Origin of the sequence: Streptomyces sp. NPDC000410 (assembly GCF_040300305.1) — a bacterium.
GTDB lineage: Bacteria > Actinomycetota > Actinomycetes > Streptomycetales > Streptomycetaceae > Streptomyces.
Genome location: NZ_JBEPDM010000013.1, coordinates 91,258 through 113,575, shown reverse-complemented (window position 1 = coordinate 113,575; position 22,318 = coordinate 91,258). Strand labels below are relative to the sequence as shown.

General features: G+C 71.4%; 20 protein-coding genes. 15 read left to right on the top strand and 5 right to left on the bottom strand.

From position 1 onward, the window contains the following. Positions 1 to 135: 135 nt before the first annotated feature. The 3 genes from cmk to der all read left to right on the top strand — a co-directional run bounded on the left by cmk (position 136) and on the right by der (position 2,997). On the top strand, positions 136 to 819 hold the full coding sequence (gene cmk, locus ABT342_RS16725) for a (d)CMP kinase (protein WP_351573450.1): 684 nt from the start codon (positions 136 to 138) through the stop codon (positions 817 to 819). Beyond that, the gene (locus ABT342_RS16720; protein ID WP_351573447.1) at positions 816 to 1,469 is read left to right on the top strand and encodes a lysophospholipid acyltransferase family protein; all 654 of its coding nucleotides are present in this window, start codon (positions 816 to 818) and stop codon (positions 1,467 to 1,469) included. The genes cmk and ABT342_RS16720 overlap by 4 nt, the downstream gene beginning before the upstream one ends. Positions 1,470 to 1,548: 79 nt before the next feature. Further along, positions 1,549 to 2,997, top strand: a complete 1,449-nt coding sequence (gene der / locus ABT342_RS16715; protein WP_351573444.1) for a ribosome biogenesis GTPase Der — start codon at positions 1,549 to 1,551, stop codon at positions 2,995 to 2,997. 88 nt (positions 2,998 to 3,085) lie between these two features. Here der and ABT342_RS16710 read toward each other — a convergent pair whose 3' ends face one another. Continuing rightward, positions 3,086 to 3,418, bottom strand: coding sequence for a hypothetical protein (locus ABT342_RS16710; protein ID WP_351573441.1), 333 nt, complete (start codon positions 3,416 to 3,418; stop codon positions 3,086 to 3,088). A gap of 80 nt (positions 3,419 to 3,498) precedes the next feature. Then, positions 3,499 to 4,317 (bottom strand): DUF8842 C-terminal domain-containing protein, encoded by an 819-nt coding sequence (locus tag ABT342_RS16705; RefSeq protein ID WP_351573438.1) that lies wholly within the window; start codon positions 4,315 to 4,317, stop codon positions 3,499 to 3,501. A gap of 230 nt (positions 4,318 to 4,547) precedes the next feature. Between ABT342_RS16705 and ABT342_RS16700 the strand changes: the two genes are divergently transcribed. The 3 genes from ABT342_RS16700 (at position 4,548) to ABT342_RS16690 (ending at position 7,669) form a co-directional block, all read left to right on the top strand. Then, entirely contained in the window at positions 4,548 to 5,831 is a 1,284-nt protein-coding gene (locus ABT342_RS16700) for a glycosyltransferase (RefSeq protein ID WP_351573435.1), read from the top strand. Further along, positions 5,828 to 6,625, top strand: coding sequence for a hypothetical protein (locus ABT342_RS16695; RefSeq protein WP_351573432.1), 798 nt, complete (start codon positions 5,828 to 5,830; stop codon positions 6,623 to 6,625). The genes ABT342_RS16700 and ABT342_RS16695 overlap by 4 nt, the downstream gene beginning before the upstream one ends. A gap of 84 nt (positions 6,626 to 6,709) precedes the next feature. Continuing rightward, on the top strand, positions 6,710 to 7,669 hold the full coding sequence (locus ABT342_RS16690) for a helix-turn-helix transcriptional regulator (RefSeq protein WP_351573429.1): 960 nt from the start codon (positions 6,710 to 6,712) through the stop codon (positions 7,667 to 7,669). Here the strand turns inward: ABT342_RS16690 and ctaD are convergent. Next, entirely contained in the window at positions 7,626 to 9,353 is a 1,728-nt protein-coding gene (gene ctaD, locus ABT342_RS16685) for an aa3-type cytochrome oxidase subunit I (protein ID WP_351573426.1), read from the bottom strand. The genes ABT342_RS16690 and ctaD overlap by 44 nt on opposite strands. A 441-nt stretch (positions 9,354 to 9,794) precedes the next feature. Between ctaD and ABT342_RS16680 the strand changes: the two genes are divergently transcribed. Beyond that, positions 9,795 to 10,010: an I78 family peptidase inhibitor gene (locus tag ABT342_RS16680; protein WP_351573423.1), complete on the top strand. Its 216-nt coding sequence runs from the start codon at positions 9,795 to 9,797 to the stop codon at positions 10,008 to 10,010. Positions 10,011 to 10,086: 76 nt separating this feature from the next. On the opposite strand, the gene ABT342_RS16675 is transcribed toward ABT342_RS16680, so the two are convergent. Next, positions 10,087 to 11,130, bottom strand: coding sequence for a phosphatase PAP2 family protein (locus ABT342_RS16675; RefSeq protein ID WP_351573420.1), 1,044 nt, complete (start codon positions 11,128 to 11,130; stop codon positions 10,087 to 10,089). Positions 11,131 to 11,675: 545 nt separating this feature from the next. On the opposite strand from ABT342_RS16675, the gene ABT342_RS16670 reads away from it, so the two are divergent. Together ABT342_RS16670 and ABT342_RS16665 are read left to right on the top strand one after the other, a co-directional pair. Then, positions 11,676 to 13,379: an MFS transporter gene (locus ABT342_RS16670; protein WP_351573417.1), complete on the top strand. Its 1,704-nt coding sequence runs from the start codon at positions 11,676 to 11,678 to the stop codon at positions 13,377 to 13,379. A gap of 75 nt (positions 13,380 to 13,454) precedes the next feature. Next, positions 13,455 to 14,645 (top strand): acyl-CoA dehydrogenase family protein, encoded by a 1,191-nt coding sequence (locus tag ABT342_RS16665; protein WP_351573414.1) that lies wholly within the window; start codon positions 13,455 to 13,457, stop codon positions 14,643 to 14,645. Positions 14,646 to 14,699: 54 nt separating this feature from the next. Here the strand turns inward: ABT342_RS16665 and ABT342_RS16660 are convergent, their stop codons facing one another. Beyond that, positions 14,700 to 15,134: a cell division protein SepF gene (locus ABT342_RS16660; RefSeq protein WP_351573411.1), complete on the bottom strand. Its 435-nt coding sequence runs from the start codon at positions 15,132 to 15,134 to the stop codon at positions 14,700 to 14,702. A gap of 259 nt (positions 15,135 to 15,393) precedes the next feature. Here ABT342_RS16660 and ABT342_RS16655 point away from each other — a divergent pair, with 259 nt between their 5' ends. The 6 genes from ABT342_RS16655 to ABT342_RS16630 all read left to right on the top strand — a co-directional run bounded on the left by ABT342_RS16655 (position 15,394) and on the right by ABT342_RS16630 (position 22,222). Further along, a complete protein-coding gene (locus ABT342_RS16655; RefSeq protein WP_351573408.1) occupies positions 15,394 to 16,644 on the top strand; it encodes a DUF5685 family protein in 1,251 nt (416 codons plus the stop codon). A 260-nt stretch (positions 16,645 to 16,904) separates the two neighbouring features. Next, a complete protein-coding gene (locus ABT342_RS16650; protein WP_351573405.1) occupies positions 16,905 to 17,426 on the top strand; it encodes a CAP domain-containing protein in 522 nt (173 codons plus the stop codon). Positions 17,427 to 17,905: 479 nt separating this feature from the next. Then, positions 17,906 to 18,970 (top strand): LLM class flavin-dependent oxidoreductase, encoded by a 1,065-nt coding sequence (locus ABT342_RS16645; protein WP_351573403.1) that lies wholly within the window; start codon positions 17,906 to 17,908, stop codon positions 18,968 to 18,970. Further along, entirely contained in the window at positions 18,967 to 20,271 is a 1,305-nt protein-coding gene (locus ABT342_RS16640; protein WP_351573400.1) for an NtaA/DmoA family FMN-dependent monooxygenase, read from the top strand. Before ABT342_RS16645 ends, ABT342_RS16640 begins: the two co-directional genes overlap by 4 nt. 4 nt (positions 20,272 to 20,275) lie before the next feature. After that, positions 20,276 to 21,073, top strand: a complete 798-nt coding sequence (locus ABT342_RS16635) for a DUF1684 domain-containing protein (RefSeq protein ID WP_351573397.1) — start codon at positions 20,276 to 20,278, stop codon at positions 21,071 to 21,073. Positions 21,074 to 21,313: 240 nt separating this feature from the next. Beyond that, positions 21,314 to 22,222, top strand: a complete 909-nt coding sequence (locus ABT342_RS16630) for a S1 family peptidase (protein ID WP_351573394.1) — start codon at positions 21,314 to 21,316, stop codon at positions 22,220 to 22,222. The last annotated feature ends 96 nt before the right edge of the window (positions 22,223 to 22,318 follow it).

Sequence of the window (22,318 nt, the reverse complement as noted above, 5' to 3'; positions counted from 1 at the left end):
CAGGCGCCCCACCGCCCCCGCCCCGTGCTGTCCGCGCACGGGTGCGTGGGCTCGACCCCGCACTCGGTAACCTTGTGCGGGGCACCTTGGCATTCCGGCCTGCCCTCACCGCGTACCAGGAAGGTCTCCGACACCGTGGAATCCGTGATCGTCGCCATCGACGGCCCCTCCGGCACGGGCAAGTCGAGCACCTCCAAGGCGGTCGCCGCAGAGCTGGGTCTGAGCTACTTGGACACCGGCGCGCAGTACCGGGCGATCACCTGGTGGATGATCAGCAACGGCATCGACGTCAGCGACGCCGCCGCGATCGCGACCGCCTCCGGCAAGCCGTTCATCGAGTCCGGCACGGACCCCGCCGCCCCGACGATCACCGTCGACGGCGTGGACGCCGCGGGCCCGATCCGCACGCAGGAGGTCACGTCCAAGGTCAGCGCCGTCAGCGCCGTCCCCGAGGTGCGTGCCCGGATCACCGAGCTGCAGCGCTCGATCGCCGCGGCCGCCGAGAAGGGCATCGTCGTCGAGGGCCGGGACATCGGCACCACGGTCCTGCCCGACGCCGACCTGAAGATCTTCCTCACCGCCTCCCCGGAGGCCCGCGCGGCCCGTCGCAGCGGTGAGCTGAAGGGCAAGGAGGCCAGCGATCTGGCCACCACCCGCGAGGCGCTGATCAAGCGGGACCACGCGGACTCGAACAGGAAGACCTCTCCGCTCGCCAAGGCGGACGACGCGGTCGAGGTCGACACCACCGACCTGACCCTCGCCCAGGTCATCGAGTGCGTCGTCACCCTCGTCGAGGAGAAGCGGACGGGCGGGAAGTGACCGACCCCGCCGTTCCGTCCGAGAAGGGCGCCGCCGTCGGCCGGAGGATCGGCATAGGCCTGATGTACGGGTTCTGGCGGCCGCGGGTCCTCGGCGCCTGGCGGGTGCCGACCGCCGGACCGGTCATCCTCGCCGTCAACCACGCGCACAACATCGACGGACCCATGCTCATGGGCACGGCGCCCCGGCCCGTGCACTTCCTGATCAAGAAGGAAGCGTTCATCGGCCCCCTCGACCCGTTCCTCACCGGAATCGGTCAGCTGAAGGTGGACCGGGCGAGCGCCGACCGCACCGCGATCACCCGGGCGCTCTCGGTGCTGGAGCACGGCGGCGTGCTCGGGATCTTCCCCGAGGGCACCCGCGGCGAGGGCGACTTCGCCTCACTGCGCGCCGGGCTCGCCTACTTCGCCGTACGCTCCGGTGCGCCGATCGTCCCGGTCGCCGTACTGGGAAGCAGCGACCGCCCCGGACGGTTGATACGGGCACTGCCCCCGCTGCGCAGCCGGGTCGACGTCGTCTTCGGGGACGCCTTCGAAGCCGGGGACGGCAGCGGGCGGCGCACGCGCAAGGCGCTCGACGAGGCGACCGTGCGCATTCAGGAGCGGTTGACCGCCCACCTGGAAAACGCCAGGCGCCTCACCGGGCGCTGAGCGAGACTCTGAGTAGTGAGTCCGGGGCGTCCTGTCCCGTGCTCACCGATCACCACGAAAGAACAGGGAAACGGACTTCATGAACGACCAGCACGAACACGGGGCACTTGGCGACGCCGAGTACGCGGAGTTCATGGAGCTCGCCGCGGGGGAGGGCTTCGACCTCGAAGACGTCGAGGGCGCGATCGAGGAGGCCGGTCACGGCCCGCTCCCGGTCCTCGCCGTCGTCGGCCGCCCGAACGTCGGCAAGTCGACCCTGGTGAACCGCATCATCGGCCGCCGTGAGGCCGTCGTCGAGGACAAGCCCGGCGTGACCCGCGACCGCGTGACGTACGAGGCCGAATGGGCGGGCCGCCGCTTCAAGGTCGTCGACACCGGCGGCTGGGAGCAGGACGTCCTCGGCATCGACGCCTCCGTCGCCGCCCAGGCCGAGTTCGCGATCGAGGCCGCCGACGCGGTCGTCTTCGTCGTGGACGCCACCGTCGGCGCCACCGACACCGACGAGGCCGTCGTGAAGCTGCTGCGCCGGGCCGGAAAGCCCGTCGTGCTCGCGGCCAACAAGGTCGACGGCCCGTCCGGCGAGGCCGACGCGGCCATGCTGTGGTCGCTCGGGCTCGGCGAGCCGTTCCCGGTCTCCGCGCTGCACGGGCGTGGCACCGGCGACCTGCTCGACGAGGTCCTCAAGGCGCTCCCCGAGGCCCCCGCCCAGACTTTCGGCACCGCCGTAGGCGGCCCGCGCCGTATCGCGCTCATCGGCCGCCCGAACGTCGGCAAGTCGTCCCTGCTGAACAAGGTCGCGGGCGAGGAACGGGTCGTCGTCAACGAGATGGCCGGCACCACCCGCGACCCGGTCGACGAGCTCATCGAACTCGGCGGCAAGACCTGGAAGTTCGTGGACACCGCGGGCATCCGCAAGAAGGTCCACCTCCAGGAGGGCGCGGACTACTACGCCTCGCTGCGCACCGCTGCCGCCGTCGAGAAGGCCGAGGTCGCCGTCGTACTGATCGACACGAGCGAGTCGATCTCCGTCCAGGACCAGCGGATCCTCACGATGGCCGTCGAGGCGGGCCGCGCGCTCGTCATCGCGTACAACAAGTGGGACACCCTCGACGAGGAGCGCCGCTACTACCTGGAGCGCGAGATCGAGACCGAGATGCAGCAGGTCTCCTGGGCGCCCCGGGTGAACGTGTCGGCCACCACCGGCCGGCACATGGACAAGCTGGTCCCGGCGATCGAGACGGCGCTCGCGAGCTGGGAGACCCGCGTCCCGACCGGCCGCCTCAACGCCTTCCTCGGTGAGCTCGTGGCCGCCCACCCGCACCCGGTCCGGGGCGGAAAGCAGCCGCGCATCCTGTTCGGCACGCAGGCGGGCACCAAGCCGCCGCGCTTCGTCCTCTTCTCCTCGGGCTTCCTGGAGCACGGCTACCGGCGCTTCGTCGAGCGTCGGCTGCGCGAGGAGTTCGGCTTCGAGGGCACCCCGATCCACATCTCGGTGCGGGTGCGCGAGAAGCGCGGCAAGAAGAAGTAGTACGGCGACACGGCAGGAAGAAGCAACACGACGAAGCGGCCGGGGCGGTGAACGCCCCGGCCGCTTCGCCGTCGGATCCCGGACCGGATCACAGCCCCCTGCGGGGCGAGGGTGGCAGCGCCGCGGGTACGTGGTACACCCCGGTGTGCTGCCGGACGCCCGCCTGCCAGGCGCTCAGGTGCCCCGCGTGGCCCGCGCGGCCGGTGTGCGGGCCGGAGCCGAAGGCCGTGAAGCCGAGGTGCTCCTCGCCGCTCCGGTCCCCGGGCAGGGCCCGGAAGGACCTGCGGTACTCGGAGTACAGCGCGTCGTAGATCGGGGTGGCCGAGTGGCCCGCCGACGCGTCGTGTGCGTACGAGTGGCGCAGGGAGGGGATGTGGCTCTGACTCGGGGACGGCTGGCGGGTGGGGTCGTATGTGTGCACGTATGAGCCAACGACCTGCACGCCCGTCGGATGCGGGCCCGGCCGGGAGAACGCGGCCGGCGGGCGTGCGTGGGGCCGGCTCAGGTCCCGGCCAGCGGCATCGCCGCGGCCACCAGCCGGCCGTTGGCGGCGGCCTTCTCCAGCGCGTCACGCAGCAGATCCTCGCGCGGCTGCTGGCCGATGGAGCCGACCGGGGCGGCGTAGACCAGAACCGTGCGCGTCTTGTTGACGGCCGTCCGCCAGCCCTCGGTGACCTGGAGCGGCTGGTGGGCCTGCCACCAGGCGACCGGGCGCGCGCCGCCCGTACCCGGCTGCAGCACGGCGTGCAGCTGGCCCATGGCGAGCAGCACGGACCAGCCGGGCAGCGGCGGGGGAACCTGGTCCACCAGGGAGACCGGCCGGAAGCCCTGCTCGATCAGCAGCGGCAGGAAGTCGTCGCCGCCGTCGCCGGTCGTGCCCGGGCGGGCGATGGGGGCGGTCGGCTCGACGACGAGCGCGGGGTGCAGTTCGTCGCGGATCAGGATGAGACCGCTGGTGACGCCCAGCACGGCCTGTCCGGGCGCCGCGTCGGCCGCGGCGGGGTCGAGCGGGGCGCCCGCGGCGGTGGGGGCGACGGCGGGGGTCTCGCCGGTGATCGACCGGACGGCGCCCTTCAGCTGCTCCTCGGAGACCTGGACGACCTGGGAGGGGATACAGCTGGCGTGGGCGAAGGCGAGGACGGCGGTCTCGTCGCCGACGAACAGCACGGTGCTGGTGCGTTCCTGCTCGGAGTCGCCCGGGGTGCGGCAGGAAGTGCAGTCGTAACTGCCCGGGGCGTTCTCGCCCGTGAGCAGCCGGTCGGCTTCTTCGTCGCCGATCTCGGCGCGTACGTCCTCGCTGACATCGAGCATGCGCGGCACGGGTGGCTCCTCGGACTCGGTGCGTGGTGGGGTGCCGGGCGGCGCCCGGCTCGTAACGAACACAACGGGCGAGCCGGGGGAGGGGTCACGCGCGAGTGAGCAGTGAGCGACAGATCGTCAAGTCGACAGATCGATGCGCGACGCTTCCGGCGCCCCTGGACGGCACGTACGCCGGACGGCAAGTACAGTCCCATCCTGACGACCAAGAACCCCGGGGGATGCGGCGGCGCATGCATATCTCTTTCCTGCTCCACAACGCGTACGGAATCGGCGGCACGATCCGGACGACGTTCAACCTCGCCCAGGTCCTGGCCGAGCGGCACGACGTCGAGATCGTCTCCGTCTTCCGGCACCGCGAGGAGCCGATGCTGGGCGCGCCCGCCGGTGTCCTTATGCGCCACCTCGTCGATCTGCGCAAGGACAGCCCGGACTACGACGGCAAGCACCCCGACTACACCCGCCCCGCGAAGGTGTTCCCGCGCGGCGACGGCCGCTGGAAGCAGTACAGCCGCCTCACCGACGCCCGTATCGCCGCCCATCTGAAGTCCCTCCGGGCCGACGTCGTCGTCGGCACCCGCCCCGGACTGAACATCCACATCGCCCGCCAGGCGCCGCGCGGCCTCGTCCGCGTCGGCCAGGAGCACCTGACCCTGGACGGGCACGGGTACCGGCTGCGCCGCGAGATCGGCCACCGGTACGCCCTGCTGGACGCCGTCACCACGGTCACCGAGGCCGACGCGCAGTCCTACCGGACCCGCGTGAAGCTGCCCGGCGTACGGATCGAGTCCGTGCCCAACAGCGTGCCCGCGCCGAGCGTCGCCCCCGCCGATCCCGCCGCCAAGTGGGTGATCGCGGCCGGCCGGCTGACCAAGGTCAAGCGGTACGACCTGCTGGTCAAGGCCTTCTCGAAGGTGGTCGCCGCCCGCCCCGACTGGCGGCTGCGGATCTACGGCACCGGCGACGCGACCGGCAACGAGAAGAACGCCCTGCGGGCCCTGATCGAACAGCGTGGGCTGCACAACCACGTCTTCCTGATGGGGCCCGCGAACCCGCTGGAGCCGGAGTGGGTCAAGGGCTCGATCGCCGCGGTCACCTCCAGCCTCGAGTCCTTCGGGATGACCATCGTGGAGGCGATGCGCTGCGGAGTGCCGGTCGTGTCCACCGACTGCCCGCACGGTCCCGGCGAGATCATCGAGGACGGGGTCGACGGACGGCTCGTGCCCGTCGGCGACGCGGACGCGATCGCCGACGCGCTGCTCGCGCTGATCAGCGACGACGACCTGCGCCGAAGGACCGGACAGGCGGCTCTCCAGGCCGCCGAGCGCTTCGACCCGGCCCGGATCGCGGAGCGCCACGAGGCGCTCTTCACCGAGCTGGTCGCCCGGGGCGCGGGCGGCCGCTCCCGAGGCGCGCTGCGCGACACCATGCACCGCGCGCGCGGGACGGTGCTCGACGGGGCCTACGCGCTGCGTTACAAGGCCGCCGATGTGATCAGAAAGGGCAAGACGGCATGAGCACGTCCACCGAGCGGCGGACGCCGCGTGCCGACTGCATCGCCGACTCCGCTGGCGGCGTCACGTTCGACATAGCGGGAGTCGCGGCCCCGGACGCCGCGCTGGTGCTGCGCCGGCGCGGCGGTACGGCGCCCGAGGACACCGTGCGGCTGCCGCTCACCCCGGCCGGCGCCGGCCACTCGCGTGCCGTGCTGCCCAGCACGGTCGAGCTGGCCGAGGGCCGCTGGGACGCGTACACGGACGACGACGTGCCCATCGAGCCGGGCATCCGCGATCTGCGGGCGCTCGTCGACCGGATCCCGGAAGGCGGCCGGGTCGCGGTGCGTGTGCCGTACCCGACGGTGGAGGGGCGGCTCGCGGTGCGCTCCTGGGTGCGCGAACCGCACGCCGAGGCCGGGGACATCGGCTGTGCGTCGGGCTCCTGCACGGTCGAGGGCGCGCTGTACGGAGCGGAGCTGGGCGAGGGCGCGGTGGCCGAGGCGCGGCTCGGGGACCGGGTCCACGAGGTGCCGGTGAGCGGCGAGGGAAGCACCTTCACCTTCACCCTCCCGTACGCGACGCTCGCCCCGGAACCGGGCGCCGCGCCCGTCGAGGGGCAGCAGCTGTGGACGCTGTGGCTGCGGCTCGCCGCGGACGCGCGGCCGGTACGGATCTCCCGCATCCTCGACGACGTATGGGACCGGAGGAACGTCTTCCTGTACCCGGCCCACCAGGGCGACGGCTACCAGGCCACCCCGCTCTACACGACCGACAACGATCTCTGTGTCCGTCTGACTCCGAAGGACGACGGGTGACCCCTTAGGACGGCGGGGCACCCCGTAGGACCGCGTGGCGATCGAGGACCGTAGCTGTCCTCGATCGCTGGCAGACTCGGCCCCATGCTGGAGACATCGGCACGACTGCTGCGTCTGCTTTCCCTGTTGCAGGCCCACCGCGAATGGTCAGGACCCGAGCTCGCGGAACGCCTAGGCGTCACCCCGCGCACGGTGCGCCGGGACGTCGACCGGCTGCGCGAGCTCGGCTACCCGGTCAACGCCAGCCCCGGCACGGGCGGCGGCTATCAGCTCGGCGCGGGCGCCGAACTGCCGCCGCTGCTGCTCGACGACGACGAGGCCGTCGCGGTCGCGGTCGGTCTGCGCACCGCCGCAGGAAACGGCATCGAGGGCATCGGCGAGACCTCCGTGCGCGCCCTGGCGAAGCTGGAGCAGGTGCTGCCGCACCGGCTGCGCCGCAGGGTAGGCGCCCTCAACGCCTTCACCGTGCCCATGCTGCGCCCGCCCCGCGCCCAGGTCGATCCCTCGGTCCTCACCGAGCTGGCGAACGCCTGCCGGGACAGCGAGCGGCTGCGTTTCGCGTACGAGGACCACGACGGCAGGGCGACCCGGCGCACCGTGGAGCCGCACCGCCTCGTCTGCACCGAACGCCGCTGGTATCTCGTCGCGTGGGACGTGGACCGGGCCGACTGGCGTACGTTCCGGGTCGACCGGATCACGCCCAGGCCGCCGCACGGCCCGCGCTTCGCCCCGCGCACCCCGCCCGCCGAGGATCTCGCCGCCTATGTCTCCAAGGGTGTGTCGACGGGGGTGTACTCCGCGCAGGCGGTGATCAGGCTGCGCGTGCCGCTGGAGCGGGCGGCGCGGGAGGTGTCACCGTCGGCGGGGGTGCTGGAGGCCGAGGGGCCGGACAGCTGTCTGCTGCGCACGGGCGCCGGTAGCCTCGATGTGATGGTCGTTCACGTGGTCCTCATGGGCTTCGACTTCGAGGTCGTCGAGCCCGCCGAACTGACCGGGCACATCAGGACGGTCCGGGACCGGCTGTCCCGGGCTCTGGGGGAATGACCGGCCGCTCGCCGGGCGGCAGTCCGCCGGGCATCGCCGCGAACTCGGGGTGGTGCAGGTCGAAGGCGGGCGACTCGGAGCGGATGCGCGGAATGGCCTTGAAGTTGTGGCGGGGCGGCGGGCAGGAGGTCGCCCACTCCAGGGACCGGCCGAACCCCCAGGGGTCGTCGACCTCCACCTTCTTCGCGTACTTGGCGGTCTTCCAGACGTTGTAGAGGAACGGCAGCGTGGAGATGCCGAGCAGGAAGGAGCCGATGGTGGAGACCGTGTTGAGCACGGTGAAGCCGTCGGCCGCCAGATAGTCCGCGTAGCGCCTGGGCATGCCCTCCGCGCCGAGCCAGTGCTGCACCAGGAAGGTCGTCTGGAAGCCGACGAAGAGCGACCAGAAGTGGATCTTGCCGATCCGCTCGTCCAGCAGCTTGCCGGTGAACTTGGGCCACCAGAAGTAGAAGCCGGCGAACATCGCGAAGACGACCGTGCCGAAGACCGTGTAGTGGAAGTGGGCCACCACGAAGTACGAGTCCGTCACATGGAAGTCCATCGGCGGGGAGGCGAGGATGACGCCGGTCAGGCCGCCCAGGAGGAACGTCACGAGGAAGCCGACCGCCCACAGCATCGGGGTCTCGAAGGACAGCGACCCCTTCAGCATCGTCCCGGTCCAGTTGAAGAACTTCACCCCGGTCGGCACGGCGATCAGGAAGGACAGCAGCGAGAAGAACGGCAGCAGCACCGCACCGGTGACGAACATGTGGTGCGCCCACACCACCACCGACAGCCCGGTGATCGCCATCGTGGCGCCGACGAGCGTGACGTAGCCGAAGATCGGCTTCCGGGAGAAGACCGGCAGGATCTCCGTGATGATGCCGAAGAACGGCAGGGCGATGATGTAGACCTCGGGATGGCCGAAGAACCAGAAGAGGTGCTGCCACAGCAGCGCGCCCCCGTTCTCGGCGTTGAAGACCACCGAGCCGAACTGCCGGTCGGCCTCCAGCACCAGCAGCGCCGCCGCCAGCACGGGGAACGCGGCCAGCACGAGGATCGTGGTGAACAGGACGTTCCATGTGAAGATCGGCATCCGGAACATCGTCATGCCCGGCGCCCGCATGGCGATGATCGTCGCCAGGAAGTTCACCGAGGTCAGAATCGTGCCGAAGCCGGAGAGCGCGAGCCCCATGATCCATAGGTCGATGCCGACGCCGGGGGACCGCTCCAGGCTGTTGAGCGGGGCGTACGCGGTCCAGCCGAAGGCGGCGGGGCCGGTCGGCACCAGCAGCGAGCCGAGCACCATCAGGCCGCCGAAGAGGAACAGCCAGTACGAGAACATGTTGAGCCGGGGGAAGGCCACGTCCGGCGCGCCGATCTGGAGCGGTACGAGCTCGTTGGCGAACCCGGCGAAGGTCGGGGTGGCGAAGAGCAGCAGCATGATCGTGCCGTGCAGCGTGAACGCCTGGTTGAACGACTGGTTCGTCATCAGCTGGAGCCCGGGGCGGGCCAGCTCCGCGCGCATCATGAGCGCCATCAGCCCGGCGGCCAGGAAGAAGCCGAACGAGGTGATCAGGTAGAGATGCCCGATCTTCTTGTGGTCCGTGGTGGTCAGCCAGTCGATGACCGCCCGCCCCCGCCCCCGGCCCCGCCGCCGGACTGCTGCCCCGCTGGTATCGGCCTGGGCGGTGTCCGTCCCCATCGTTGCCCCCCTCGGGGTCCGCGGTCTCGGGCTGGAGCCATGATGCTAGGCACGGGAACCACCCGACAGGGTGCGGACACGAATCCGGACACGACCCGGTACGCGTACGGGTGAGCGGCCGGTTCGTCCTGAAGTAGGGAATGCGTAAGGAACGTTGAATTCCGGACCTCGGCCGGGCGTCGGGGCGCCCTCCGATAATCCCGCGACAGGAGGAATTCCAGGACGGAATGGTGTGGTGCGGCGAAGTTCCGGGAAATCCGTGGATTTTCTGTGCGGGTAACTCCGTTTGTGCGTACGGATGGACGGATCCGCGCCGGACATCCGTCGTGATCTTGTGACACAAGTGTGACCGGTGAGGTACACGGGGATGGTGATAGGCGCATGGATGCCTTACCCCAACAGGCCTTCCGTCACCGTCCGCTGCCGCCTACGGTGAGTCCCATGGCACCTATACCGACCCCCTCCGTACAGCCGGACGACGCCCCCGAGGCATACGTCGGCCTCGACGCCGAGGGCGCCGAGCGCCTCGCCCGCCGCCGGGGCTGGAGCACCGTCAGAGAGGTCCCCCCGGGCTCGTTCATCACCATGGAGTACCTGGAGGGCCGGCTGAACTTCGAGGTCGACGACGGCACCGTCGTCCGCTGCTGGAAGGGCTGAAAAGGGTGAGGGCCCCGGCCGCGTCCTTACGAACGCGGCCGGGGCCCTCACCATGTCTGCCGTCAGCCGTCAGCCGTCAGCCGCCCGCCACCGGCCGCGAACGCGGCGGTCGGCGGCCGTGAACCGGGGTCACGGGGGGATGGCCGTGGGCCGGGGCCACCGGCGGATGGCTGTGACCCGGCGCCACCGGTGGGTGCCCCGAGCGCACCACGGCGTGATGGCGCGCCGGTGTGAGCTGGGCGGTCGCCGTGGAGCCCGCCGCGGTGCCTCGGGCGGCCACCGGCCGGACTGCGGGCTCGCCGCCCTCACCCGACAGCCGCTGCGGGTATATCGCGGGCGTGGTTCGCGGCCCGCCCGCCGCGACCGGCAGCGAGGGCACCGGCAGCCGGCGGCGCGTACGGATCCGGTCGCGCACCGAGAGGATGAAGGCCTCGACCCGGCCGATCAGCGGCTCGCACCAGGGCAGCGCCAGCAGGATCAGCAGGCCCGCCGCCCAGCCGAGCAGGACGTCGCTCAGCCAGTGCGTACCGAGATAGACCGTGGTCAGTCCGACGCCCAGGGAGACCACGGCCGACAGCGCCGACAGATAGCGCCGGGCCCGCGGAGTGGTGGCCAGATAGGCGAGGATTCCCCAGGTCACGACGCCGTTGGCGGTGTGTCCCGAAGGAAATATATCGCCGCCGGCGAAGAGCTCGGCGGAGCCGATCTGGGTCGCGTAGTGCGGCCCGAGCCGGCCGAGGCCCAGCTTGACCGAGCCCACCGTCGCGTTCAGGAGCAGCAGCGCGGCACCCAGCGCCAGCAGCGGCCGCAGGGTGTGCTGCCGCCAGGAGCGCCAGCCCAGCCAGGCCGCGACCATCACCGCGGTGGGGCCGCGCTGGCCGAGCACCACGTAGTAGTCGAGAAAAGCGTGCAGCTCCGGCCACTGCTGATACGGCCGGAAGAGCATGACCTTCCAGTCGAGGGTCACCAGCCAGGACGAGACGAGCACAGCGACGACGATCGCGAGATAGAACGCCGCGGTTCCGCCGAAGAGGGCGAGACGGGTGCGGCTCATCCGCGGGATCTCTATCTTCGGCGGCTCCGGCTCCCGGTCCAGGCGGGCAAAGATGTCGGTACGCACCCAATCGACGTTACAGCGAGTGAGTGTGGGGCCAGGCCGATCCAGGCTCTTCGTGATGACGATGTGATGTGGAGTAGGTCTCAGCCGCACATTCATTCCAGGCCCCTCCGGAAAGGGAAGTGACCTTGTGCCCTATTGCCGGGGCGGCCTTCTCGGTAAGTGTGTTTGTACGCGGCGAATGACGGTTCACGCGATTGGCGCCCGGAATTCCTGGGCCGTTCGGAGCACTCCGGGTACCACCCGGGGAGCGGCTCCGGCGTGGCGTATGCCACACCCCGAGGCCGCTCCAGGTGAGAGGTGCACCACGCGCCACCGGCCCGGACTCGCGTACGCTGGCTGATCACTCGCCCGTCGATGCCGGGCCGCCCCCGGGCTCCGCCCCCAAAGGGGCGCGCCGCTGCCGAAAGGGAGAACGCGCGGAGGTCCCGAGGAACGAGGGACCGAGCACGATCGACCGTCGGCAGGGGCTTCAGCGCCCCGGAGGGAAAAGTCGAGCACGGCCCGGTCCACCGAGCGCGAGGTTCGCAGTACTGGGAGGTACGTACATGTCACGGACGGCCATGGCCGGAGCACGCCCGCGTGTCCCCGGCGGCGGTGCCAACCGCTGGGTCGTCCTTCTCGTCCTGTGCGTCAGCCTGTTGCTGGTCGCGCTCGACGCGACCGTGCTCCACGTCGCCGTACCGGCCGTCACCGAGGACCTCCGCCCGAGCGGAGCGGCGCTGCTCTGGATCGTCGACGCGTACCCCCTGGTGTGCGCCTCGCTGCTGATCCTCTTCGGCACCCTCGGCGACCGTGTCGGACGCCGCCGGATCCTGCTGCTCGGCTACGGCCTCTTCGGCGTGGCATCGGCGGTGGCGGCGCTCGCCACCACTCCCGAAGTGCTGATCGCGGCCCGCGCCCTGCTCGGCGTCGGCGGCGCGATGATCATGCCCGCGACGCTCTCCATCCTCCGCGCGGTCTTCCCCGACCGGCGGGAGCGGGCGACGGCCATCGGCATCTGGACCGCGGTCGCCGCCGTCGGGGCCGCCACCGGACCGGTGCTCGGCGGCTTCCTCGTGCAGCACTTCTGGTGGGGCTCGGTCTTCCTCGTCAACATCCCGCTGATGGCCCTGATCCTCCCCGTCGGCCGCCTTCTGCTGCCCGAGTCCAAGGGCAGCGGCGACGGCCCCTGGGACGTGCTCGGCGCGCTCATGGCTGCGGCCGGTGTGCTCGGCGTCGTCCTCGGCGTGAAGCGGCTCGGCACGGGCAGTGCGCTGACCGAGCCGCGTACGGTCGTCCCGCTGGCCGTCGGGGCCCTGCTGCTGGCTCTGTTCGTACGCCGTCAGAGGCGCCGCGAGCATCCCCTCATCGACATGCGGATGTTCGCCAGGGCGAGCTTCTCCACCTCGGTCGGCTGCATCGTCCTCGCCATGCTGGCGCTGGTCGGCCTGGAGCTGATCGCCGTCCAGTACCTCCAGCTGGTGCTCGGACTGAGCCCGCTGGAGACCGGGCTGCGGCTGCTGCCGCTCACCTTCGCCGCGATGGCCGCCGGCGCCACCGGCTCCTACACCCTGAACCGCGTCGGCCCGCGCCGGATGGTCGGCTGGGGCTTCGTGCTCACCGCCGGGGCCGTCCTGCTGCTGACGCTGATGGGGCAGCACGACCGGCCGCTGCTGCTGACGGCAGGGTTCGTGCTGCTCGGCTTCGGGCTGCAGACCACGCTCTTCGGTGCCTACGAGTCGATGCTCAGTGAGGCCCCCGCCGAACACGCGGGCGGCGCGGCCGCGATCGGCGAGACCTCGTACCAGCTCGGCGCCGGGATGGGGATCGCGCTGCTCGGCAGCGTCATGAACGCCGCGTACGCCCCGGGGCTGGCGGCGGCGACCGGAGTCCCGGCCGCGGCCCGCTCCGCCGCGGCGAACTCGCTGGGCGAGGCGTACCAGGTGGCCGCGCAGCTGGGCGGGCCCGCGGGCAAGGCGCTGCACGTCGCGGCTCGCCACTCCTTCGTGCACGGTCTGCACGTCACGCTCGTGGTCAGCGCGGGCCTGCTGCTGCTCGGGGCGCTGGCGGCGCTGCGGCTGCCGAAGATGATGGAGTGCGCCGCGCAGACCACCGAGCAGTCCACCGCAACAGCCACCGAGCAGTCCACCGCAACAGCCACCGAGCAGTCCGCCAAGCTGCCCGAGCAGACCTCGCACGACGCGGCGGTCCCGGTCTGCGCGGCCGCCGAGGCGACGGCCGCGGCCCGCTCTGGACGCGCGGCACACTGAGCCGTAACGTCAGCGCCGAGCGTTTAACTATCGCTGCTAGGTTTCAGCGCTGTGCGAGCCGCCGGAGGCACCCCCATGTCCGCAACCTCGAAGCTGCCGCCCTTCGACCCCGCCGACCCCCTCGGCATCGACGATCTCCTCTCCCCCGAGGACCTCGCGATCCGCGACACCGTCCGCTCCTGGGCCGCCGACCGCGTCCTGCCCCACGTCGCCGACTGGTACGAGCGCGGCGAGCTGCCCGGCATCCGTGAACTGGCCCGGGAGCTCGGCTCCATCGGCGCCCTCGGCATGTCGCTCACCGGCTACGGCTGCGCGGGTGCGAGCGCCGTCCAGTACGGGCTGGCCTGTCTGGAGCTGGAGGCCGCCGACTCCGGGATCCGTTCGCTCGTCTCCGTGCAGGGCTCGCTGGCCATGTACGCGATCTGGAAGTACGGCTCCGAGGAGCAGAAGCAGCGCTGGCTGCCGTCCATGGCGGACGGCACGGCCATCGGCTGCTTCGGGCTCACCGAGCCCGACCACGGCTCGGACCCGGCCGGAATGCGTACGTACGCCAAGCGCGACGGCACCGACTGGGTGCTGACCGGCCGCAAGATGTGGATCACCAACGGTTCGGTGGCGGCGGTCGCCGTCGTCTGGGCCCAGACCGACGACGGCATCCGCGGCTTCGTCGTGCCGGCCGACGTCCCCGGCTTCTCGGCACCCGAGATCAAGCACAAGTGGTCCCTGCGGGCCTCGGTCACCAGCGAGCTCGTCCTCGACGAGGTACGGCTGCCCGCCGACGCCGTGCTTCCCGAGGTCACCGGACTGCGCGGACCGCTCAGCTGCCTGAGCCACGCGCGGTATGGAATCGTCTGGGGCGCGATGGGCGCGGCGCGCTCCAGCTTCGAGGCGGCACTTCAGTACGCGAAGACCCGCGAACAGTTCGGCAGGCCCATCGGCGGCTTCCAGCTCACCCAGGCCAAGCTCGCCGACATGGCGCTCGAACTGCACAAGGGAATCCTGCTCGCCCACCACCTGGGACGCCGGATGGACGCGGGGACGCTCCGCCCGGAGCAGGTCAGCTTCGGAAAGCTCAACAACGTACGGGAAGCGATCGAGATCTGCCGCACCTCGCGCACGATCCTCGGCGCCAACGGGATCTCGCTCGAATACCCCGTGATGCGGCACGCGACCAATCTCGAGTCGGTGCTCACCTACGAGGGCACCGTCGAGATGCACCAGCTCGTGCTGGGCAAGGCGCTCACCGGCCTGGACGCCTTCCGGTAGACCGGATCGACCGGCGAGCTCCCCCAGCCACCGCCGGGAGGGTGCATCCCACGATCAGCTCTGGTTGAAGAAACCGTCCTGCAGATGCCCGTTGGACTCCCCGCTGACGATCTCCGTGTCGGCGGGGGTCAGCAGGAAGACACGGGTCGCCACGCGCTCGATCGAGCCGCGCAGCCCGAAGGTCAGTCCGGCGGCGAAGTCGACGACCCGCTTGGCGTCCGAGGGCTCCATGGACGTGAGGTTCACGATGACCGGGATGCCGTCCCGGAAGAGCTCCCCGATGCCTCGTGCGTCGCGGAAGCTGTCCGGCGAGATCGTGGCGATCCGGCGGCCGTGCTCCTCGGCCGACTCGGAGGCCACCCGGACCCGCGGGTCCGTCACCCACTGGTCGGCGCTCGCCGACCCCTCGGCGTACTCGTCGTCGTAGTACCGCTCGTCGTTGTCCTCCACGAGTCCCAGCCATGCACTCGCCTTGCGCACCGATGCCATGGACGCCTCCTCTCACAGCGGTCACTTGTGGTTCCGCATCCCTATGGTCGTCCATGATGCGGATCGCGCGCCAAGTGGATAGTCGGCGCGCAGGGGATTCGTGACGTACCTGGTGCAGAACATGTGGCGATTCGTCAAGGTTCTTCCTGCGTACGGGGCCTGAGAGGGCGTGAAAAGGCTCATATCGAAGCAAAATATGAATGTCGGTCTGGATGGGTGACGCGGGGGGCGTACGGGTGAACGGATCGGGATCGATACGATGCGGGCCGCGCACTCGAAAGACTCACGGGGGAACGTCGTGTTCGGAATCGTCAGGCCGTGTACCCATCGGCTCACCGACGGGCTCAAGACGGAGTGGATGGCCCATCTTTGCGGTCTGTGTCTGGCACTTCGCTCGGACCACGGCCAGTTCGCCAGGATCGTCACCAACTACGACGGGCTCATCGTCTCGGTTCTGACGGAGGCTCAGACCGAGCGCACCGAGGACCAGCGACGCACGGCGGGCCCCTGTCCGCTGCGCGCCATGCGGACCGCGCCCGTCGCCATGGGGGAGGGCGCGCGGCTGGCCGCCGCCGTCTCACTGGTGCTGGCGTCGGCGAAGGTCCGGGACCACGTGGCCGACCGGGACGGGGTGTTGGCGCGCAGGCCGCTGGCCGCGGCCGCCCGCAGGGTCGCCGCCGGCTGGGACCGGGCGGGCGCGCGGGCCGGCGCGGAGCTCGGCTTCGACACGGCGGTCCTCCTCGACGCCGTCGACCGCCAGACCGGTATCGAGTCACTCGCCGGGCACGGCACCCCGCTGCTGCGGATCACCGAACCCACGGAGACGGCGACCGCTGCCGCCTTCGCCCACACCGCCGTCCTGGCCGGCCGCCCCGAGAACGCGCAGCCGCTCGCCGAGGCCGGCCGGCTCTTCGGCAGGCTGGCGCATCTGCTGGATGCCGTGGAGGACAGGGAAGCTGACGCGGCGTCGGGCGCCTGGAACCCGCTCACCGCCACCGGCACCTCCACTGCGGAGGCCCGGCGGCTCGCCGACGACGCGCTGCACGGCATCAGGCTCGCACTGCGCGACGCGCGGTTCGTGGACGACAAGCTGTTGCACGTGCTGCTCGCGCACGAGTTGAGGCAGTCGGTGGACCGGGCGTTCGGCACGACGACGTGCGCGCACCAGGGTTACGGCCAGCAGCCCCCCCAGGGCACCCCGGGCGGCCCCGGCGCGTACGGCGCGTACGGCCCGTACGGATCCCACAACCCCTACGGCGGTGGCGCGGGCGTCCCGGGCGGCCCCGGCGGTCTGCCGCCCATGCCCGGCGGCGGTGACGCGCACAAGCCGAAGCCGCGCGGCTTCTGGGCGGGCTGCGCGGTCTTCATCGGCCTGTGCTGCACGTGCCGGCTCTGCTGCGCCTCGGAGTACGAGGGCCCGTGGTCCCGCAAGAAGCGCGAGGGCTGCTGCCACAACTGCAACTGCGACTGCCCGAACTGCGACTGCTGCTGCCCCTGCGACGGCTGCTGACCCCACGCGACGTGCCCGCTCGTCCCGCACGTGCCCGGCCCCCGGCCGGGCACGTCGGCCCACGATGCACAGATGCCTCCGGGCGCGGAGAATGAGAACGAGAGACCGCCGGCCGGTCCGCCCCGCACAAGACCTCGCCGTCTTGTCGCCGCTGTGGGCGTGAATCGTCTCCGAGGCGCCGTGGAACGGATCAGGGACCGGCCCCCGAGCGGTCCGGCGCCGCGTCGATGTGTCCTCCGTGGGATGAGGAAGGGAAAGTCATGCACGCCAAGGCCCACCGAATACGTCGTATCTGCGTGGCCACGTGCGCGGCCCCGCTGCTGGTGCTCACCGGCGCGGCCGCCGCGGGCGCGGGCACGGCGACGCAGCCCGTCGCCTCGCAGCCCACCGCCTCCGAAGCCGTACAGCAGGCCTCCGCGAGCGAGATCCTGGCCCTGGTCAACGCGGAGCGGCAGAAGGCCGACTGCCCGGCCCTGACGGTGAACGCCAAGCTCACCCAGGCCGCCGAGACCCACGCCGCGGACATGGCCAAGAACAACCTGACCAGCCACACCGGTTCCGACGGCTCCAACGAGGAAACCCGGCTCGAACGCGTCGGCTACAACTGGCGCAGCTGGTCCGAGAACGTCTCCGGACCCGGATACGCCACGTCCCAGGACCACGTCAACGGCTGGCTCGGCAGCGCGGCCCACAAGAAGGCCATGCTGAACTGCAGCTTCACGGAGACCGGAGTCGGCGTCTCCGGCGACCGCGCGGTCCAGCTGTTCGCCATTCCTGCCTGACCTCGCGAGCGAGGAACCCGACAGCGGATGAGGTGAGGGGGTACAGCTACGCGTGTGAAGGCAGTGCGGGGAAACGGAACGCAGGGGGCCGGCTCAACAGGACGCGGACCACACGCGACCGAAGTCAATGTGGGAGCGCGTGACCAGCCACTGCTGCGGATTCATGGCCCAAGTTGAACAGGCATCCGTTTCCCCGTCAACTGCCGTGAGACGTACGGCTCACAGTACGGACAAGCTTGACAACGTGACGCGTGCAGCACATAGCCTCAAGGGGTGCGCACCGTGCTGAGGGGCTCGGTCGCATGGCCCGCCCGGCCCGTGTGAGGGCATTTTTCCGTGTTCGATCCGCGCATCCACGGAGCCTTCGTATCTCCCTCACTCCCACGTCGCCTGCCCTGTACCAGGATCTGGAACCGGACGTCCACTTAGTGGACTCTATCGGGCACCCCTGACGAACTGACCACTCGGAGAGGCCCCGCATGCCCGCAACCCGTCCACCGCACCTGGCCGTCGCCCTCGACGGCCCGGCGCACTGCGACGCGTCCCACTACGTCACGCTCGCCCGCCTCGCCGAGCAGGGCGTGCTCGACTTCGTCACGCTCGGCGACTCCTTCGCCCGGCCGGGGCTTGACGCCCTTGCCGTGCTGTCGCGCGTCGCGCCCGTCACCGAACGGATCGGTCTGGTGCCGACCGTGACCACCACCCACACCGAGCCGTTCCACGTGTCCACGGCCGTGGCCACCCTCGACTGGGTGAGCCGCGGCCGGGCCGGCTGGGCGGCCTCGGTCTCGGGCACCGAGGCCGAGGCCAGGCTCTTCGGCCGGCGCCCGGCCGCGCCGCCCGACGCGCTGTGGCGGGAGGCGGGCGAGGTCGCCGAGGTCGTCGCCCGGCTGTGCGACAGCTGGGAGGACGGCGCGGAGATCCGCGACACATCGACAGGGCGCTTCATCGACCGGGACAAGCTGCACCATGTCGACTTCCGGGGAAGTACGTTCAGCGTCCGCGGCCCGTCGACCGTCCCGAGGCCGCCGCAGGGCCGCCCCGTGACCGTCCTCGACGGGACGGCCGAGCACAGCCGCGCGGCCGCCGCCCGGCACGCCGACGTCGTCCTCGTACGGGCGAAGACGCCGCAGCAGGCGGCCGCCCTGCGCGCGGACGTCCGTCGCAGGGCGCGGGAGCACGGGCGCGACCCCGACACGTGCAAGGTCCTGGTCTCGCTCGTCGTCGACCTCGGCGGGCGCGAGTCCGCACCCGAACCGGGGCTGCTCGGCGGCCCGCCCCCCGCCGCCGGGCCGCACTTCAGCGGCGGCCCTGTCGAACTCGCCGAGCTGATCGCGCGGTGGCACGAGCAGGGTGCGGTGGACGGCTTCCACCTCGCGCCGATCGCCCCCCACCGCGACCTGGAGCGGATCGTGAACGGCACGGTCGCCCTGCTCCAGCACCGCGGTCTCTTCCGCACCTTCTACCCGGGGGGCACGCTCCGCGAGCACCTGGGCCTGGCCCGTCCGGCCAACCGGTACGTGCGGACCGGGGCGGCCTCATGACCCCGCCCGTGCGGATCCATCTCGCCGCACACTTCCCCGGAGCCGACGACTCCACCGTCTGGGCCGGCTCCCGCTCGCGCAGCCACATCGACTTCTCGTCCTTCGAGCACCTCGCCCGCACCGCCGAGCGCGGCCTGTTCGACTTCTTCTTCCTCTCCGAAGGGCTGCGGCTGCGCGAGCACAAGGGCCGCATCCACGACCTCGACGTCGTCGGCCGCCCCGAGCCGGTCACCGTGCTGAACGCGCTCGCCGCCGTCACCGACCGCCTCGGCCTCGCCGCCGCGGTCGACGTCACCTTCAACGAGCCGTACGAACTGGCCCGCCGGCTCGCCTCGCTGGATCACCTCAGCGGGGGCCGGGCCGCCTGGAACGTCGTCACCACCTCCGACGCCCGCACCGGGGAGAACTTCCGCCGGGGCGGCCGTCACGACCGGGCCGACGCCGCCGCCAGGGCCGAGGAGTTCCTGCGGACGGCCCGCGCGCTGTGGGACTCGTGGACCCCGTCCGGTGAGGCGCGCCCGCTGGTCCACCACGGACAGCACTTCACCGTCGAGGGCGAGTTCACGGTCCCCCGCTCCCCGCAGGGACACCCGGTCGTCATCCAGGAGGCCGACTCGGCACGGGAGCGGGAGTTCGCGGCCGCCTCCGCCGACGTGGTCCTCACGCGGCACGGCACGCCGGAAGCCGGTCGCGCCTTCTACGCCGACGTCAAAGGCCGCCTCGCGCACCACGGCCGCGACCCCGGCGACCTCAGGATCATGCCTGGAGTCACCTGCGTACTCGGCGACACCGACGCCGAGGCGCGGGAGAAGGCCGCCGAGATCCGCGGACAGCAGGTCTCCCCGCGGCACGCGATCGTCGCCCTGGAGCAGATCTGGGGCCGCGACCTCTCCTCGTACGACGCCGACGGACCGCTTCCCGGCATCGACCCCGACCCCGACCCGGACCCCGCGCTCGTCCAGGGGCGAGTCCGGGGCGCCGACCGCTTGGCCGTGGCCTCCGCATGGCGGGCGCTCTCGCAGGCCAAGGGGCTGTCCATCCGGCAGACGGTGATCGAGACCACCGGCCGGCAGTCCTTCATCGGCACCCCGCGCACGGTGGCCGCCGCGCTGGAGGAGTCCGTCGCGACGGGCGCGGCCGACGGCTTCGTTCTCTTACCGCAGCCGGCCCCCGGCGGACTCGACGACTTCGTCGACCGGGTCGTGCCGCTCCTCCAGGAGCGCGGTGTCTTCCGTTCGCGGTACACGGGGACGACCCTGCGGTCGCACCTCGGGCTCGCGGAGCCCGTATGGAAGGGTTGACCGTATGAGCACCGACGCACGGCAGGACTGGATGCACTGGCACGAGCACCGGATCGCTTCGGTCTCGGCGCCGCACGGACCGCTGTCCCTCACCGGCACCCACTGGCTCTCGGACTACCCGGAAGGTCGAATTCCGGCCGTCCCGGGCGAGTGGCGCGAGGACGGCGACGAGGTGGTGCTGAGCGCCACCGCCGCCGACGGGCTCACGGTCGACGGACAGCCTCTGACCGGCGGGATCAGGCTCACCGCGGACCACTCCCCGGTGCACGAGTCGCGGGTCGCGCACGGAGAGCGCCGACTGGTCGTCATGCGTCGTGAAGGGCTCTGGGCGGTACGGGACTTCGACCCGCGGTCCGCCGCCCGGCGGGCGTTCCGGGGCATCGAGGCGACGCCGTACGACCCGCACTGGGCGCTGCCGGGGCGCTTTCGTCCGTACGCCGAGCACCGCACCGTGCGGGTACGGAACGCCGATGGGCAGGAGCGCGGGCTCGGCCTCTCCGGCGAGATCGTCTTCGAGGCCGGCGGCGCCGAGCGCACCCTGCATGCCGCCGTGGAGGCCGACGGTTCCCTCTGGGCCGTCTTCGCCGACGCGACCAGCGGAAAGAGCAGCTACCACTTCCGCTTCCTGCGGCCCGCCGCGCCGGACGCCGACGGCGGAGTCATCGTCGATCTCAACCGGGCGCTGCTGCCGCCGTGCGCGTTCGCCGATCACTTCATCTGTCCCTTCCCGCCCCCCGGCAACACGCTCCCCATCGACATTCCGGTCGGCGAACGGAACCTGATCGCGCGCGGATCCGTCTGACGTACGAAGCACCGCCGCAGCCCCGGGTGACGAGCAGCTCCCGGGGCCATCCGGCGTGCACGGCGCCGCACGGCCGAAAGGCGCCCTTGCGCGGGAAGTTGACGGCCCGAATACTCCCGAACAGCGCTTGTCAGGGGCACGGCGAATCCGGAAACCGGGCACTCGCCACCCGCTGACTGCGCCTCACGGGCCCGTCACCCCACAGTCGGGCCCCCGGATTCCCCTCGGGAGGAACGAAAAGTGAGGATCAAGCGCACCACCCCCCGCAGCGGCGTCGCGAGACGAACCCGTCTCCTCGCCGTCACCACCGGCCTCGTCGCCGCCGCCGCGCTGGCCGTCCCCACCGCCGGTGCCGCGGAAGCACCCGTCACCACCTTCAGCGCGACGCAGCTCTCCGCCGCGAGCGACGCCGTCCTGAACGCGGATGTGGCCGGTACCGCCTGGCACATCGACAAAGCGACCAACGCCCTGGTCGTCACGGCCGACTCCACCGTCTCCAAGGCCGAGATCGCGCAGATCAAGCGAGAGGCCGGCGCCAACGCCGGTGCCCTCCGTATCGAGCGCACCCCCGGCACGTTCACCAAGCTCATCTCCGGCGGCGACGCCACCTACGCCACCAGCTGGCGCTGCTCGCTCGGCTTCAACGTCCGCAACAGCGCCGGTACTTCGTACTTCCTGACCGCCGGTCACTGCACCGACGGCGCGGGCACCTGGTACGCGAACTCCGGCCGTACGACCGTCCTCGGGCCGACCGCGGGCTCCAGCTTCCCGACGAACGACTACGGCATCGTCCGCTACAGCAACACGTCCATCGCCAAGCCGGGCACCGTCGGCAGCGTCGACATCACCTCCATCGGGGACGCCTTCGTCAACCAGTCCGTCACCCGCCGCGGTTCCACCACCGGCACCCACAGCGGCCGGGTCACGGGTCTCAACGCCACCGTCAACTACGGCGGAGGGGACATCGTCTACGGAATGATCCGTACCAACGTCTGCGCCGAACCGGGTGATTCGGGCGGTCCGCTCTACTCCGGCAGCCAGGCCATCGGGCTGACCTCCGGCGGCAGCGGCAACTGCTCCTCCGGCGGTACGACGTTCTTCCAGCCGGTCAGGGAGGCCGCGAACGCCTACGGCGTCAACGTCTACTGACCCGGAACCGACAGCGACGGACCCGAGGTCGACAAGGAGAGCCCCCGCCCGGTCCACGGGCGGGGGCTCGACGTATTGCACACGTTTGAGAGGATG

What these genes read in the sequence shown, in the direction of transcription:
- der (WP_351573444.1), top strand. Translation starts at nt 1,549, where the DNA reads ATGAACGACCAGCACGAACACGGGGCACTTGGCGACGCCGAGTACGCG.
- ABT342_RS16700 (WP_351573435.1), top strand. Translation starts at nt 4,548, where the DNA reads ATGCATATCTCTTTCCTGCTCCACAACGCGTACGGAATCGGCGGCACG.
- ABT342_RS16695 (WP_351573432.1), top strand. Translation starts at nt 5,828, where the DNA reads ATGAGCACGTCCACCGAGCGGCGGACGCCGCGTGCCGACTGCATCGCC.
- ABT342_RS16690 (WP_351573429.1), top strand. Translation starts at nt 6,710, where the DNA reads ATGCTGGAGACATCGGCACGACTGCTGCGTCTGCTTTCCCTGTTGCAG.
- ctaD (WP_351573426.1), bottom strand. Translation starts at nt 9,353, where the DNA reads ATGGGGACGGACACCGCCCAGGCCGATACCAGCGGGGCAGCAGTCCGG.
- ABT342_RS16680 (WP_351573423.1), top strand. Translation starts at nt 9,795, where the DNA reads ATGGCACCTATACCGACCCCCTCCGTACAGCCGGACGACGCCCCCGAG.
- ABT342_RS16670 (WP_351573417.1), top strand. Translation starts at nt 11,676, where the DNA reads ATGTCACGGACGGCCATGGCCGGAGCACGCCCGCGTGTCCCCGGCGGC.
- ABT342_RS16665 (WP_351573414.1), top strand. Translation starts at nt 13,455, where the DNA reads ATGTCCGCAACCTCGAAGCTGCCGCCCTTCGACCCCGCCGACCCCCTC.
- ABT342_RS16660 (WP_351573411.1), bottom strand. Translation starts at nt 15,134, where the DNA reads ATGGCATCGGTGCGCAAGGCGAGTGCATGGCTGGGACTCGTGGAGGAC.
- ABT342_RS16655 (WP_351573408.1), top strand. Translation starts at nt 15,394, where the DNA reads ATGCGGGCCGCGCACTCGAAAGACTCACGGGGGAACGTCGTGTTCGGA.
- ABT342_RS16650 (WP_351573405.1), top strand. Translation starts at nt 16,905, where the DNA reads ATGCACGCCAAGGCCCACCGAATACGTCGTATCTGCGTGGCCACGTGC.
- ABT342_RS16645 (WP_351573403.1), top strand. Translation starts at nt 17,906, where the DNA reads ATGCCCGCAACCCGTCCACCGCACCTGGCCGTCGCCCTCGACGGCCCG.
- ABT342_RS16640 (WP_351573400.1), top strand. Translation starts at nt 18,967, where the DNA reads ATGACCCCGCCCGTGCGGATCCATCTCGCCGCACACTTCCCCGGAGCC.
- ABT342_RS16635 (WP_351573397.1), top strand. Translation starts at nt 20,276, where the DNA reads ATGAGCACCGACGCACGGCAGGACTGGATGCACTGGCACGAGCACCGG.